The sequence below is a fragment of the Bdellovibrio sp. HAGR004 genome (genome assembly GCF_055397015.1).
The window spans coordinates 3,722,470-3,736,911 of record NZ_AP029176.1; the positions used below are offsets into that span (position 1 = coordinate 3,722,470).

The following is a 14,442-nucleotide window of genomic DNA, read 5'->3' on the forward strand; positions in this document are numbered from 1 at the left end:
CGCTGGTCGTGCAAACATTGCTGATTATACTGGTGATCGGGATGTTGCGCGATCTGATGTGGATTCTTTAATAAGCCACATTACTGGAAAACATAAAGCCGTAACTTGAATAGTCCAAAGTGTTATTGGCTTCCTTAGGGACAGACGTCATATAGTAGCCACCTAAAATCAACTCACTTCGTCCACGTACAAACGCCACTCCGGCGCTGCTTAAGTGGTTGGTCACATTGCCGGTCGCAGAATGACTGTAACCCGCCATTGGCTGCCAGGATTCAAAACTCTTATTTCTCCATCCAACAGAATAGACAAAAAAGGCCTCGTCACTTTCAACCTGCCCGTCGGCGTCCTTCGTCGTCGATTCTGAAGTGTAGGTGACATCAATAAAAACATCATTTCCTGCCAGCAAATTAAATCCATTGGCCAAACGCACGTAGTATGGAGAATCCCCGACTGGTTGGTAGGAAACGGTTTCTTCATTCACCGTATTTGGCGTTGCCACGGCATGCACCGCTGTATAGTCCACCGCCGTGGACTCCAATAACACCGGCATAAACTGCGCAGAAAGTCCGAGCGTCCACTGAGCGACAGGTTTAAACTGCAGGCCAGGTAAAACAAAAACTCCTTTTATTCTGCTTTCCGTTTCCGTGAACATCGTCGCATAAAGGTTTCCCCCCGTGCGCAGCTTGGTATAGGAGTGAGATCGAGAGTTTCCAAGTTGCAAACCTGAAGAAATTCCCCAGGCAAAACTCTCGCTTCGGGAAGAGCCAAAGGCCGCCCCCACCTTCAAGACCTGGCTATCTAAACTGGTTAAAGAGGACACGTCATAGGCGCCACTTGGAGCACTCAGCAAGCCATTAAGACTTAGCATCATCGGACTTGCCACAAAAACAGCACCCGTGCCCCACGAGGTCGGATAGATGCCCGACGCCATCAACGGTCGCACGGAATAGTCCCCTGGACTCAAATCGCTTTTACCACTTTTCATTTCATGCTGAGTTAAGGCGGTGCCGCTGACGGAAAGTGACAGCTTGTTCGTCGCTCGAAACCCCAGACCCGCAGGATTGTACAAGGCATTTCCTGGCGAAGCCTCCATCGCTCCACCCGCATTACCCATAAAGGCTTCTCGATGCCCCGCTGGCAACGGAAAATAAATAGCATATGACACAGAGGAAAACACGGTCACAAGAACTGCACTTAATAAACGCATTACAAACCTTCAAACTGCTTATAGAACTGCAAAACTTTCGGGTCCACGATGATGGATCGTGGATTCCAACCAATCAGATGAAGCCCCTCGGCGCTGCGCAGGCGACTGAGCGCTACGTAGGCCTGACCCGGTTCCCACAGTTGACTGAGATCACACCACAAATCATCCAGCGTCGCCCCTTGGCTTTTATGGATGGTCGTGGCGTAGGCCAAAGTCAGCGGGAACTGCTCCACCTGGGCCATAACCATGCCTTCGGCGTCCTGCAAAGCAAAAGATGACTTGGACACCTGCACTTCGCGACCACGCTCTTTGCGAACCGTGACTTGATCAGACGTGATATCGGTCACCGTCCCGCGGGTGCCATTCACCCAACGGCGTTGCGGATCGTTTTGCAGGAACATCACCTGGCAACCAATTTTCAGAATCAGCTTTTCCGCGATGGGCGAAGCTTTCTTCAACATTTGAATGTGGCGTTCAGAACCGGTGTATGCCGATTCGATCACCACCTCCTCTTCGTCGATTTCGTAGAGTTTTTTTTCGTTGAACTTTTCGGCGTTGATCTTGCGAGGAAATAATCGGGTGCCTGGATCGTCTTCATCGTGAGTCTGCACATGATCATTCAAAAAATCGCGAACTCGCTCTGTGACCTGCCCATGGCGAACATCACTGAGTACATCTAAAAACAAATTTTCCGAGACCCGCTGATTGTGGGACAAAATCGCCGTTTGGAAGCCACTGGCTTCCCACACACCATTTAAAAAACACCAGTCCCGCGCCCCACTCTGTGTGACGGGAGGTAGTTGTGCAAAATCACCCACAGTGATGATTCGCATACCGCCCCAAGGCAGCTTGGATTCCCGGGCCCGTTGGGCCAGCGCTTCCGCAATCATCAGGGCCTGACCGGGGATCATGGAAATTTCGTCGATGATCACACCTTCGACTTTTCTGAGACGCGACATCAGACGTTTATCTTTGGAAGCGCGCTCATACGTCGCATCGGCACCGCCTTCCATAATACCCAAGCCAAAAAAGCTGTGGAAGGTCCGGCCACCCAAAAGAACTGCGGCGGCCCCGGTGCTGGCCAGAATGGGCATTTCTTTCGCATCCAGTTCACGCATGAACTGACGAATCAGAAAACTTTTTCCACTGCCCGCCCCACCGGTCAAAAAGACATTTTCCCCGGATCTTAAAAGATCCAGGGCGGCAGCTTGTTCAGGTGATAGATCGACGGAAGGATTTGCCATGAAGCGAATTAGCGAGAGAACTTACCGTAAAGATTGATATCGTTCTGGTAAAACTCACAGACTTCTCTTGGCGGGAAGTTAGGACCGCCACCTTCCCAACGGCAGCGTCTTTCCATGTACTGACGCTCCAACAAAGAAAGGCGAATCGTGCGATAGTCTTTACTGAAGGACAACTGAACCTCACGTCCATCGATCATGCAAAGACCCGGATCGAAATAGAACCCGACACTTTCCACCGCACCTTTGCGGGTGACGTAAGCCCACTTCAGGTTGTTGATGGAAGACTGGCACTGGGACGCCAGCAAACTTTCCCCCCGGGAGTCCTTATACAGAAGCAGCGGCTTATTGCCTTCAAAGGTGATGGTCAACTGGCCGGAACGACCCTCGAAAGATCCATGATAAACACCTTCCAGCTTTTTGGCGCGCGCCAGGTATTCATCAGGAACTTCACCATTTTCAATTTGAACAGTTTTACAAGCGGTCAGAGCCATCGTTGCCACAAGCAACATCAGAAAACGTTTCATCTTTCCCCCTTTAGTCTGGTTTACATCTGGCCTCTTGTCTTGCCAACTTCGTTCTTCTTAACGCCGCCGATCAAATGCTTTAAATGACCCTATTTGCCGGGTACGATTGAATCTCGAAAAAACGAACAAAGGATTGTTACTGATGATGAAGCTCCTACTGCCGACGTTGTTGACCGTGCCATTGATGGCCGCTGCCACACCCAAAACAACCGCCCCCAGTTCTGTCATCCCGGCCAAGCGGGAGTTTCCTGTCAACACGGACGTCAATCCCTGCGAGGATTTCCACAAGTATGTTTGCTCCAAAGCAGAAAGCTCCTTCAAATTGCGCGACGACCGCAGCCGCCACCTTTTTGCCTTCAGTGATTCCCGCGAGCGTCTTCTTGAAATTCAAATGAAGTTCATGAAGGAGCTTCCCAAAAAGAAGAATCTGGACCCCCGCACCGAACAAGCACGTGACTTCTATATGGCCTGCATGAACTCCTCTGCCAAAGCCAAAGCAGAAAAAGCCAACGTGAAAGCAGTTCTGGCAGAAATGGCCAAAATCAAATCCACCGATGATCTGGTGAGCTATGCCCATGCCCTTCTTCCTCAGGGAAAAGAGGGACTGGTTCGCCTTTGGCCCTCAAACAATCTGGATGATCCAAAGAAGAATGATGCCATGATGCAGGCCAATCTGATGGATCTTCCTGATCACAAGTACTATGAGCAAGAAGCCTTGATGAAGGACTATGAAAGTATCCTGATTCAGTTCTTCCAAACCATTGATCCGAAAATCAAAAAAGACGAGGCCAAAACCCGGGCCCAGGCACTGATCGCCTTGGAAAAAGACTTTGTCAAAATCTATCCTGTCACCGCCGTTCGCCACCAGCGCTGGAGCGAAAAACGAGTGGCCTACCAGAAGGACCTGGCTAAGAAATATCCGAATCTGAAACTGGATCTGATATTCAAAAATATCCCGGAATCACTTTTGATCAGCACACCGATCCCCGAATCCCTGGACTTCCTGAACACGGAGATTCCCAAACGTCCTTTGCAAGTCTGGAAGGATCTGTTGCTGACACGTGCGTTGCCGGACACGATGGATGACGGCTATCCAAAAATGTTCCAGGCCTTCTTTGATTTTGAAAAAAAATACTTCGGTGGCCCGGCAGTCCGACCCGTTCGCCAGGAACGCTGCACCTCTTCGGTCAGCGGCATGTTTTCCAAGGAACTGGATGCAGCTCTGATAGATCAGGTGTTTCCTAATTTTGACGAAAGCAAGGTCCATGAGGTGGCCTCTCGCGTACGCACCAGCATTCTGCAAGGATTAGAAAAAAACAAATGGCTATCCAAAGACGCCAAGAAAGAGGCCCTGGCCAAGATTCGAGTGGCCCGATTGCAGCTGGTCAAGCCTCACAATGAGCGCGAATGGGATTTCCTGCCGTTGAAAACATATTCAAAAACAGATGCCATCAAAAACCGCATCTTGCGTCGCCAGGCCCGCTGGGAAAAATCCATGCAGGACCTGCGTGAACCCGCAAATCTGGATGCCTGGGCGATGAGTCCTCTCACCGTGAATGCCTACTACAGTCCCAACGAAAACAAGTTCGTTCTGCCCATCGGAATCCTGCAGTACCCTTTCTATGACAAGGACGGTTCCGTGATCGAAAATCTCGGTGCCGTCGGAGCTGTCGTCGGCCACGAACTGGGTCACGGAATTGATGACAGTGGCTCCAGGTACGACTCCGAAGGTCGCCTACGACAGTGGATGACCACCAAGGACATCATGGAGTTCAACCTGCGCGGGCAAAAAATGATCGATCAATTCAATCGAATAGGTCACGACGGTAAACTGACCCTGGGTGAAAATGTCGCCGATCTGGTGGGCGTGACCTTTGCCTACAATGCCGCCTTCCCGGACGGAAAAGGTTCTGAAAAAGACAAGAAAGATTTCTTCGTCGCCTATGGTCGCCTGTGGTGTGAAGTCATCCGCCCCGACAATGCGGCCTTACTGCGCAAAACCGACCCCCATTCCTCGGGTCCGGCGCGCATCAATGAACAGATCAAGCAGCAGCCGGCGTTTGCTGAAACCTTTCAGTGCAAGGCTGGCGACCCCATGACTCTGCCGGAAAAAGAACGCGTTCAAATCTGGTAAAGCAATAGCTTCTTCAGGATCGTTTCAACCAGAGACGATCCTGCGAATATTTTCCTACATCTCCTAAACTCTCGTCACATCACTCTTTAATATTTATTAAGAGATTCCGAAGAGTTTGCCATGACTGAACGTACTCTGCCTGTCTTGCCATTCTGCTTTGCCTTTCTGCTTTTATCAGCCTGCACGCTGGATCTGAAAAAAGAAGACGGCAGCAAAAACCCTGATGATGTCATCGAAGAAACCATCTATTCCTGCCCCGAAAACTATGTTTATGTTCCCGCGCCAGCCGGATCGCCTCCTCCGGGATTTTGTGTGGCAAAATATGAAATGAAAGATGTCGGCTCCGTGGCCACCTCCCAGGCTGGAGGCAGCCCCTGGGGCTCTATCAATCGCAGTGATGCTATTGCCGCGTGCCAAGCACTGGGTGCGGATTACGATTTGATTTCGAATGCGCAGTGGAATCAGCTGGCACAGAATCTGGCGTCTGTATCAACGAATTGGAGCTCCGGTGCCGTGACTTCGGGTGCGTTGAACCGTGGGCACTTTAACAGTGACTTCGGATGGCTGCTGGCCGCAGGGGGCGACGATCATCCGTGCTTTAGCTTGGATTTGGACGAAGACTCAACCCCAGACAGCCAAGCCGCCCTGGATGCCGTGTGCAATCCAACGTTATGGCATAAAAACCGTCGCACTCACCAGTTGTCCACGGGAAAAGTCATCTGGGACTTCGCCGGCAATTCCTGGGAATGGACCAAGGACGACTACTCTGCAGGGGCTGCCACTGCCAACACCTACATATCTGAACTGATCTCACAGGCTGATTCTTTCACCACATTGTTCGCCCCACCTTCCAGCCTGCTGTGCTCCGACCCCAACTCAAATGACTTCTGTGGAATGGGCCATGCCTGGATCAACGCTCCTGGCGGAGCGGTCACCCGTGGCGGCAGTCTCTACAACGGCACGCAAACAGGGATTTTCTCTGTCGATCTGGATAACAGTGCGTCTTATTCAGCCGCCCATTTGGGCTTCCGCTGCGTTTCTGCGGCCACCCCGGTTCTGCCATCTGCTTCCAATTGATTTTCAGGTCCTAAACCACTTAGGACCTAAATCTGCCCTGCGCCGAGCCGGACTGGTTCTTGCTGTCTTTTCCGGCAGATGTTATGGTTAGAGTCTTGGCTCTGGTGCCGGAGGAAATCATGACAGTGAAATATGTCAGCTTCGATTCAAAAACTGAGAATCCTCATTATGAAGGTGTTTACGATATCGGCCCCGCCGAACTTCTACAAAAGAAGAACGACGTGGTGATGATTGATGTTCGTCAACCCGAAGAATACGTGGGTGAATTGGGTCACGTTGCTGGTTCCTCTTTGATGGTTCTGGACACTCTCCCTGAGCAACTGGGCACTTTGCCGAAGGATAAGACGGTTGTCTTTATCTGCCGCAGCGGAGCCCGCTCTGCCAAAGCCACGGCCTTTGCCAAAATGAACGGATTTGAAGAAGTATTTAATATGCAAGGGGGCATGCTTCTTTGGAATGACCTCCAGCTCCCTACTGAAAGATAAGAAACGAAATATGCCTGGAAAAGTATTTGTTAACAGAACCCTGAATTTGAAAAAAATCCGCTACATCGGCGTGGACATGGACCACACGCTCGTTCGCTATAATAGCGAAAACTTTGAGCGCCTGTCCCACACCACCATGATCGACAAACTGGTGAAACGCGGCTATCCGGAAACTTTGCGCAAGCTGGTTTTCGACTATAACTTCGCGATTCGTGGCCTGGTGATTGACCGAAAAATGGGGAATCTGCTGAAGCTGAATCGCTACACGGCCATTCGCGCCAGCTACCATGGTTTGAAGCCACTGGATTTCAAAAGCCATCAAAAGCTTTACAAATCCACTTATATCGATTTATCCAACTCCGACTATCTGGCGGTGGATACATCCTTCTCCATCTCTTTGGCGAACCTGATTGCCCAAATCGTGGAATTGAAGGACACCGACACGACCAACAAGTATCCTGAATACGCACAGATCGCCGATGACGTGTTGGATGCTTTGGATGAAGCCCATCGCGATGGTTCTTTGAAAGACGTTGTGAAACAGAACCTGGATCACTACATCATCAAGGACCCCACTTTGGTGGCCACGTTGGAAAAGTTCCGCCGTCACGGCAAAAAGATCTTCGTTCTGACGAACTCGGACTTCCACTACACGAAGCTGTTGCTGGATTATGCGATTCAGCCGTTCCTGAAGGAACACAAGTCCTGGGCGGATCTTTTTGAATTCGTGATCACTTTTGCCTCCAAGCCGAAGTTCTTCTATGAAAATCAGAAGTATCTGATTGTAAATCCGGTGGACGGTTCCATGACCAACATGGAAGGCAAACTGACTCCGGGGATCTATCAGGGTGGTAACGCCAAGAAGTTCACATCTGACCTGGGTCTTGACGGGGATGACATCCTTTATGTCGGGGACCATATCTACGGTGACATCCTTCGCTTGAAGAAGGATTGCAACTGGAGAACCGCGATGGTGATCGAAGAGCTGGATGTTGAAGTTGAAAACAACAAAAAGGCCGAACCGATCAATCAGGAAATCGAGGCTCTGATGAAAAAGAAAGAGCCGCTGGAAGATGAACTGACCGACATCATGACCCGCAAGATCGAAAAGGAAGTTCCCGCGAACGAACCGCAGATTGAAACTTTGCAAAAGACAATCTCGGAAATCGACGCTCAAATCAGCCAGCTGATCAAAAAACAACAGGCCATGTACAATGGCAACTGGGGTCAGTTGATGAGAGCCGGAAACGAAGAAAGTTATTTCGCGTATCAACTGGATCGTTATGCCTGCGTTTACATGCAGAAGCTGAGCGACCTGCTGGATCTTTCTCCGCGCACATACTTCCGAGCTCCTCGTCGTCCCTTGGCGCACGAGATCTTCTAAAAGGTTAAGTCACCGACGCATCAAAGCCATCTCTTCGGAGATGGCTTTTTTATTTTCTTTTTCAGATCACGGGACGTACCATTGAGGCATGAATACAAAAGCAATTCTTGCTGTCCTTGTTCTTTTCGGCGTGGCGTTTGGGTCTTACAAGGCGGGCCAGAAATCAATTCCGCAAAATTCCAACCTGGAAGAAGTGAAAAATAAAATCAGTACCGATCTGGTGGCTTTGACCCAGAAGGATTTCGAAGAGTATCAAAACCTCAAATCACTGGAAGAACGCTATCAGAAGGCCGACGAGATACTAGGAAAGATCGTCACCGTTTTTTTGGCCGATCTGGGCGTAAAGCTGGCGTTTAAGGCCACCAGCGCCGACACTCTTGAAGGGTCCTGTAATATTTCAACAAGTCCGACAGTGGCGACAGCACAAGCCTCAAGCCCACTCCCGCCAGAACCGACTCCGGCGTCAGCACCCCCCATCGCTCCTGCCAAGCCGGTCAACGAATGGATTGTTCATGAAAAGTCCCTATTGGAAGTTCGCGATGAAAGACAGGCTTTCGAGGACCTGAAGAAAATGGAGATCAAGGATCTTTTTTCTTCTCTTCGCCAAAGCTCAGCTGTCTCTACCAAAAATTCAGAATTCATCCTGGGGGTTTATTCCGGCGAAATCACATTCTTTGATCGTAAAAAACACAAATCCGACTGGCTTATGTCCTGGGATGTACGACTAAGAAATCCAAACAAAGAAGACGCCTTCGCCCTGATCATCCTGACAAACAAGGACAACGGCAAAGTCATCAGCCGTTCACAGACCTCCAGCGGACCGCTGCGCGACTATGTCACGGTTCCGGGCAGCAAGGCCCTGATCGTCAATATTCGCGCTGATGCGGCCTATATTCAGATTTATCCTTTGAATGGAAACACCCAGATCTGGGTGGGCAACGTTTATGAACAAACAAAACTCGGCGAATACGCCATGGTCGGTCAGGTTCGCCTGACAAAACAATAACAATGAGAGCTTTATCCTGTCTCCTTACCTTGTGCTTTGTCTCTTCTGCGGCTCTGGCGCAATCCCTGCCCGTCGGCCTTTATGAAGGCATGATGGCCAATACAGGTGTTGCCACAACCAGATCCAAAGCAGCTTCCTATTACAACCCCAGCCTTCTGCGCCAACGCCAGGACAACGCCTTTAGCCTGAATGGCAACTCGATTGGCTCTATTAATTCCAAAAGCGAAGGCTCGACGTTTTCTTCTTCTCTGGGACTGGCTCCGTCTTATCTGAGCAATCTGGTGGTGGGCGACAGCCTGGTTCACGAGTTCTTTGTCGCCAACACACTGCAAGGCTTGTTTGCATGGGAATCAAACAGCAATGAAAACTCTTTTGATGCCGAAGCGAATATCAACCGAATGGTGTCGGGCTATTCCATGGCCTTCAAATCCATTCCGTTGGCCATCCAATTTTTGGCTCGCTACACCGAAGTTAAAACCTTCGGTGTCAGCGAAAGCTCCTATCCAGCTCAAGACATTTACGTCATTTCAAAAAATAAATCCGATTATAAGAATCTGAACGTGGCTCTGGGACTTTCGACTCATTTTCAGTTTGATCACTACACCTTTGGCGTGAACTTCAATTCGCGAGGATTGTCCTTGTACAATCTAAACAAAGGCACCGCCAAAATATTTACCCATGGCTCGCCCAATCCCGGCGACTTTACGGTGAGCGAAAGCCAGAGCGCCAGAGCCACCGTCACCAACGAAGAAGGCAAACTGCTTATTGGACACGGCTTTAAGATTGGCAATCACGAGTTCTTAACCGATTCGGCCTTCACAGAAGAGTCCGGCAACCTGGATCGCTACACCTTCGCACAAAGCTTTGGCTATCGCTACGGGGCCGCTGACGGCCATCAACTGCTGTGTGGCTTCTCTCACCGGTTTGGATCTGATGTGGACTACTTTGGTCAGAACTTCAACACATCGGTGGGATATTCGTGGAAGACAAGATCCCTGCGGTCTGCGATGGGCTTTTATTATGGCAAAGAAAGCACCACCATTGAAAGCTCCACGGTCGGTGTTATTTTCGGAAGTGAATACGAATATTAGTTACCAACTCAGCGGCTCACCATCGCGGAAGAAGCCGCCGTTCGGGCCCCCTTTGGGAAGAGTCGCTGCCCATAAGATACCTTTAATTCCCTGATCGAGAGAACGATCCGCATTGGGCCCACCCATATCGGTGCGCACCCAACCCGGAGAAACTGAGTTCACACAGATATCTTCACCCTGCACTTCCGACGCGAAAAGATTGGTCACCATATTCAATGCTGTTTTGGAAATACGATAAGAAGCCGAAGATTTCTGCTTTTCTGACAACTGGGCCATATTGCTGGAAACGTTGACAATACGACCATAACCTTCCTGCTTCATCAAAGGAAAGATCTTCTGTGTTAACAGGAACGGCCCCATCGTGTTCGTGGCAAAGCTTTTTTGCAAAGTGGAGGCTTTGGTCTTAAAGATCGAGGAATTACCTCCATCTTCACTGTCTATCAGGATGCCGGCGTTATTCACCAATACATCGACAAAACCGTACTCGCGTTTGATCGCCTCCACAAAGTCGTGGATGCTTTTTTCCTGCGAAACATCCAGTTTCATCGGAACCACATCCAGACCCTTCATCGTCAAAGTGTTCAAGGTCTTTTGGGCTTTGTCAGGATTTCTCATCGCCATCAGAACTTTGAAACCTCGCTGGGCCATGGCCTCACTTAAAGCCAGACCCAAACCACGATTTGCCCCGGTAATGACAGCGATCTTCTTCATAGACTTTCCTTTATTGAGGACGAGGCACTGGCATTTCTGCCGCCGGGAACAACTCGTTGGTCACCCAGTTTCTTTGAACAATCACACATTCAGACGAAATCACACGCCATCTTTCAACCGGAAAGTGGTACACACTTTCGACCCAACCCCAGCCATTCCAATCAATTGTGCGGCGATGATGATAACCACCATTTCCGTCGCGCACGGATCTGGTTTCGCGATGGAAGGTCAAAAGAGGATAATGCAGCTTCAAAGTGCCTTCTGTGGTCAGTTTGGCCTGTGCGGGTTCATCAAACACGCAGCCATAGTAACCATCGATACTGCGCAGACGCCCCTGCAGGGTTTCGCCAGGCTGAACATCCCCACGCACGGGCATATAGAACTCAAAGAAATAGTCCGAAGGAGCACCGTTGGAATAATAGCTGCGCGTATTCAAAGTCAGCTTGCCATTAAACTCAACGAAACGAACAACCTGATTGCCATCAGCTGTCTGCCAAGGCTGCTCCATCACACTGCGAGCTTCCACAGAAAAACCCGCGAAAAGACTCAAAATAACCAATAACTTTTTCATACTCTTTCCCTTTCAGCAAACGCATGTCAGCCAGAAAAACTGGGGTGGGCCCTCCTGTGGAGGGTGCCCCAGCAGGCACCTTTTGGGTTTAGCGAGGGCTGGCGTTGCGGTTTAGCAGGATGATGTAGTCTTTGGCGCCGGATTGTTCCATCATTCCTGAGTATTTATTTTCTTCAAACTTCTTGCGATACGTTTTGCGTGCAATCTCACGAACCATGCAGCCCAGATGACCTGTTCCCGCAAGATCACGGCCGGCATCCAGTTCACACAGGGGCAGGAAACCTTCTTCCTGCTCGCGCGTCACGGGGAATTTCATCACAGAAAAACTGGTGACGTCGATTTTGTGCTCTTCCTTCAAACGAAGGGCCGGTCCCTTCTTCACAAGTTGCGAAGAATAGATGTAAGGAACTATCGCGGCAACTCTCAAACCCTGAGCTTGCGCATTTTTAATGCCCTCAACAAAGCGATCCATTTCATTTTGGATATCCAGACGCATATTTGAAGCAAAGAGCTCCACGAAGGGAAGCTGCGGATCCACTACGATCACGTCGTACTTGGAACCCTGTTGCTGATTGGCTTCCAAAAAGCCTCTCCACAACTCCAGATCCTCAATTTGATTTGGCGTCACACCCAACAACACCACCGGAGAGCTTTTGATCTCCATGCGAAGGCGCTCATAGACCCCTTTGCCCAACTTTTCCGGAATGTCGACCTGGGAGAATTTAATTTTCGGAATAGATCTTTCCTGAATCTGAAAGTTCATGGAAAAATACACACCCAATGCAACCACGGCAACTGCGCCGACCCAATATAAGTACTTCATAGGTGCGACCATCCTGCATTTCACAGGCTGAGTCCAGCGCCGCGCAATGCGGCAACCCGGGAGTTTCCCGCAAGAGATTTTAAGAGCGAACGAACTCTAAAAGTTCCTTGTAATTTCGACTGTCCGCCAGGCGCAAGCTGCGAATATAGCGGGCCCGGGCCTCTCCATGCTCTCCCAAGGTGCCCATATTCAGATTGCTCCCCCATGTGAACCGTTCATGTCCCAACGAAAACAACAACACATCCGCCATCACTCGCGCCCAACGACCATTACCATTGGGAAAAGGATGAATCCAAACCAGGCGATGATGAAAACGAGCGGCGATCTCATCCATGGGGTAAGTCTCATGCGTGATCTGATACTGAATATCCCCCATCAGCTTATTGATCTCCGAAGGGATCTGAAACCACTCGATACCGATGGACTTATTGGAGGTGCGATAGGTGCCCGCCCACTTCCATACCAGCCCGAACATTTCCCGGTGCAGTTCACGCAGAAATTTTTCTGTCAGAACATTCTTTCTTCTGCGACTGAATGCCCACTGCTCCCCGCGCAGAATATTGTCCTGCTCGACGGCGTTCAGCTCTTTTTGCGTGGAAATATACGTCGGCACCAAACCTGCCAGCTCATTCGGATTTAAAGGGGTCGCCCCAGGTGGGTATTCCAGTTGAAAACTCATGGCTTCCTCCTCCACAGGCGGTTGTCGAGTTTGTTTTTCAGTTCCGTCGCAAGCTCGTGGAAATGCAGATCTGTTTCAGCTTTGCCTGCACGCTGCTGCTCAAGCTCCATCGTATGCAGAGTTTTTCCCAGAATTTTTTCAGCGGCCAATTTGGATTGTTCATCCACCATTTTTTCCAAACTGTCTTTGGGCACCAGCGCGTACACCAGCTCACATCCCATGGCATGCGCAGCCCTTTGCAATGTCTCCAGGGTGACTTTCTTTTCGGCTTCCCGCTGTTCCAGCAGACTGACTCCGGATTGCTGAATGCCCATGCGCTCTGCCAGCTGTTGGGAGGTCATTCCCAGCGATTCACGAATGGCCTTCACCCAACCCGATTTGGGATTGATGACCGTGCGAGCTGAGCGGAAAGATTTCAGCTTTTCATCCAAACTTCGTCGCTGTGTTTTGATCAGAGCTTTGTTTGTTCTCATAGTTTTTATTATATCTTATAATAGATTAAAAATACATCTATACATCTACTATAAAATATCAAAAATATATTTATTCATCTATTATAGAATATATTAAATCACCACAGATCACAAAAAGCCCTTTGATTTAAAGTATTTACTTTAAAATTCTATCAGATCACCGCCAATAATCCTCAAAAATCATGGACTTACGTCTGATCTCGGTTCGGACTCCGAGGCTTTGTTTGGTTGCTATCTGTTAGAATTGTGTTAGGTTGCGACTATTACAGAGGACTTGATCCCTTAAAAGACAGGTACCGAACTATATGAATGCGACAACGACTTTAACTTACTCTTATCTTATTATTGGTGCAGGCCGTGTCGCCCGACATCTCGCACACTATTTCCAACTGCTCAATTTAAATTTCACAACTTGGGATCGCAGCCAAAGCGAATCTGCTTTTCAAGACAAAGCCACCAACGCCACACACCTTCTGGTGGCCATCAGTGACTCGGCCCTGGAAGCCTTCTACAGTGAACATCTCAAAGCTTTTGACGACAAAGTGTTGGTGCACTTTTCCGGCGCTCTCTATTTCAAGGGCATGATCGCCGCTCATCCGCTGATGACCTTCGGAAATGATCTTTATGATCTGAAGTCCTACCAACAAATTCACTTTGCCCTGACCGGCTGTGATGAGCTGAGCGAAGCCCTGCCGGGACTTCCCAACTCTTTCTCGTCCGTGTTTGCTTTTGAAAAAGCCCGCTATCATGCCCTGTGTGTTCTGGGTGGAAACTTCACCACCTTATTGATCGGCAAAATGCTTGAAGGTTTCGACGAAATGAGAATCCCTGCCAGCGCCGCCAGGCCCTACATTGAAAAGGTCGTTGAAAATACGCTGGCCAATCCTGGCGAAGCCTTCACAGGTCCACTGGCGCGCAAAGACGCTGTGACCGTGGAAAAGAATCTTCAAGCCCTGAACAACGATTCTTATCAGGCGATTTACAAAGCCTTCCTTGAAACCCTTTGGCCCGAATATCCACGAAAGTGAGGTCT

At 49.6% G+C, this 14,442-nt stretch carries 15 protein-coding genes; 7 read left to right on the forward strand and 8 right to left on the reverse strand.

Going from position 1 to position 14,442, the window contains the following annotated elements; genetic code table 11:
* Positions 1-67: 67 nt before the first annotated feature.
* The 3 genes from ACZ5ZV_RS18445 to ACZ5ZV_RS18455 are packed head-to-tail and all read right to left on the reverse strand — an operon-like array spanning position 68 to position 2,975.
* A complete protein-coding gene (locus ACZ5ZV_RS18445; protein ID WP_464118679.1) occupies positions 68-1,207 on the reverse strand; it encodes a hypothetical protein in 1,140 nt (379 codons plus the stop codon).
* On the reverse strand, positions 1,207-2,451 hold the full coding sequence (locus ACZ5ZV_RS18450; protein ID WP_464118680.1) for a DEAD/DEAH box helicase: 1,245 nt from the start codon (positions 2,449-2,451) through the stop codon (positions 1,207-1,209). The genes ACZ5ZV_RS18445 and ACZ5ZV_RS18450 overlap by 1 nt, the downstream gene beginning before the upstream one ends.
* 8 nt (positions 2,452-2,459) lie before the next feature.
* Positions 2,460-2,975 carry a hypothetical protein gene (locus ACZ5ZV_RS18455; protein WP_464118681.1) on the reverse strand — a complete coding sequence of 172 codons (516 nt, stop codon included), beginning with the start codon at positions 2,973-2,975 and terminating at the stop codon, positions 2,460-2,462.
* 142 nt (positions 2,976-3,117) lie between these two features.
* Here ACZ5ZV_RS18455 and ACZ5ZV_RS18460 point away from each other — a divergent pair, with 142 nt between their 5' ends.
* The 6 genes from ACZ5ZV_RS18460 to ACZ5ZV_RS18485 all read left to right on the forward strand — a co-directional run bounded on the left by ACZ5ZV_RS18460 (position 3,118) and on the right by ACZ5ZV_RS18485 (position 10,152).
* Positions 3,118-5,109 (forward strand): M13 family metallopeptidase, encoded by a 1,992-nt coding sequence (locus ACZ5ZV_RS18460; protein ID WP_464118682.1) that lies wholly within the window; start codon positions 3,118-3,120, stop codon positions 5,107-5,109.
* A 120-nt stretch (positions 5,110-5,229) separates the two neighbouring features.
* Entirely contained in the window at positions 5,230-6,186 is a 957-nt protein-coding gene (locus tag ACZ5ZV_RS18465) for a hypothetical protein (protein WP_464118683.1), read from the forward strand.
* A 119-nt stretch (positions 6,187-6,305) separates the two neighbouring features.
* Positions 6,306-6,671 carry a rhodanese-like domain-containing protein gene (locus ACZ5ZV_RS18470; RefSeq protein ID WP_464118684.1) on the forward strand — a complete coding sequence of 122 codons (366 nt, stop codon included), beginning with the start codon at positions 6,306-6,308 and terminating at the stop codon, positions 6,669-6,671.
* Between the two features lie 10 nt (positions 6,672-6,681).
* Complete coding sequence (locus tag ACZ5ZV_RS18475; protein WP_464118685.1) at positions 6,682-8,055, forward strand: HAD-IG family 5'-nucleotidase; 1,374 nt, start codon at positions 6,682-6,684, stop codon at positions 8,053-8,055.
* An 88-nt stretch (positions 8,056-8,143) separates the two neighbouring features.
* Positions 8,144-9,061 (forward strand): hypothetical protein, encoded by a 918-nt coding sequence (locus ACZ5ZV_RS18480; RefSeq protein ID WP_464118686.1) that lies wholly within the window; start codon positions 8,144-8,146, stop codon positions 9,059-9,061.
* A gap of 2 nt (positions 9,062-9,063) precedes the next feature.
* Positions 9,064-10,152: a hypothetical protein gene (locus ACZ5ZV_RS18485; protein ID WP_464118687.1), complete on the forward strand. Its 1,089-nt coding sequence runs from the start codon at positions 9,064-9,066 to the stop codon at positions 10,150-10,152.
* Here the strand turns inward: ACZ5ZV_RS18485 and ACZ5ZV_RS18490 are convergent, their stop codons facing one another.
* The 5 genes from ACZ5ZV_RS18490 to ACZ5ZV_RS18510 all read right to left on the reverse strand — a co-directional run bounded on the left by ACZ5ZV_RS18490 (position 10,153) and on the right by ACZ5ZV_RS18510 (position 13,409).
* A complete protein-coding gene (locus ACZ5ZV_RS18490) occupies positions 10,153-10,863 on the reverse strand; it encodes an SDR family NAD(P)-dependent oxidoreductase (RefSeq protein ID WP_464118688.1) in 711 nt (236 codons plus the stop codon).
* Positions 10,864-10,873: 10 nt separating this feature from the next.
* Positions 10,874-11,434 (reverse strand): hypothetical protein, encoded by a 561-nt coding sequence (locus tag ACZ5ZV_RS18495; RefSeq protein WP_464118689.1) that lies wholly within the window; start codon positions 11,432-11,434, stop codon positions 10,874-10,876.
* Between the two features lie 88 nt (positions 11,435-11,522).
* Entirely contained in the window at positions 11,523-12,257 is a 735-nt protein-coding gene (locus ACZ5ZV_RS18500; protein WP_464118690.1) for a hypothetical protein, read from the reverse strand.
* Between the two features lie 79 nt (positions 12,258-12,336).
* The gene (locus ACZ5ZV_RS18505; RefSeq protein ID WP_464118691.1) at positions 12,337-12,936 is read right to left on the reverse strand and encodes a mobile mystery protein B; all 600 of its coding nucleotides are present in this window, start codon (positions 12,934-12,936) and stop codon (positions 12,337-12,339) included.
* Positions 12,933-13,409, reverse strand: a complete 477-nt coding sequence (locus ACZ5ZV_RS18510) for a mobile mystery protein A (protein WP_464118692.1) — start codon at positions 13,407-13,409, stop codon at positions 12,933-12,935. The genes ACZ5ZV_RS18505 and ACZ5ZV_RS18510 overlap by 4 nt, the downstream gene beginning before the upstream one ends.
* A 305-nt stretch (positions 13,410-13,714) precedes the next feature.
* Here ACZ5ZV_RS18510 and ACZ5ZV_RS18515 point away from each other — a divergent pair, with 305 nt between their 5' ends.
* Positions 13,715-14,437, forward strand: coding sequence for a DUF2520 domain-containing protein (locus ACZ5ZV_RS18515; protein WP_464118693.1), 723 nt, complete (start codon positions 13,715-13,717; stop codon positions 14,435-14,437).
* The last annotated feature ends 5 nt before the right edge of the window (positions 14,438-14,442 follow it).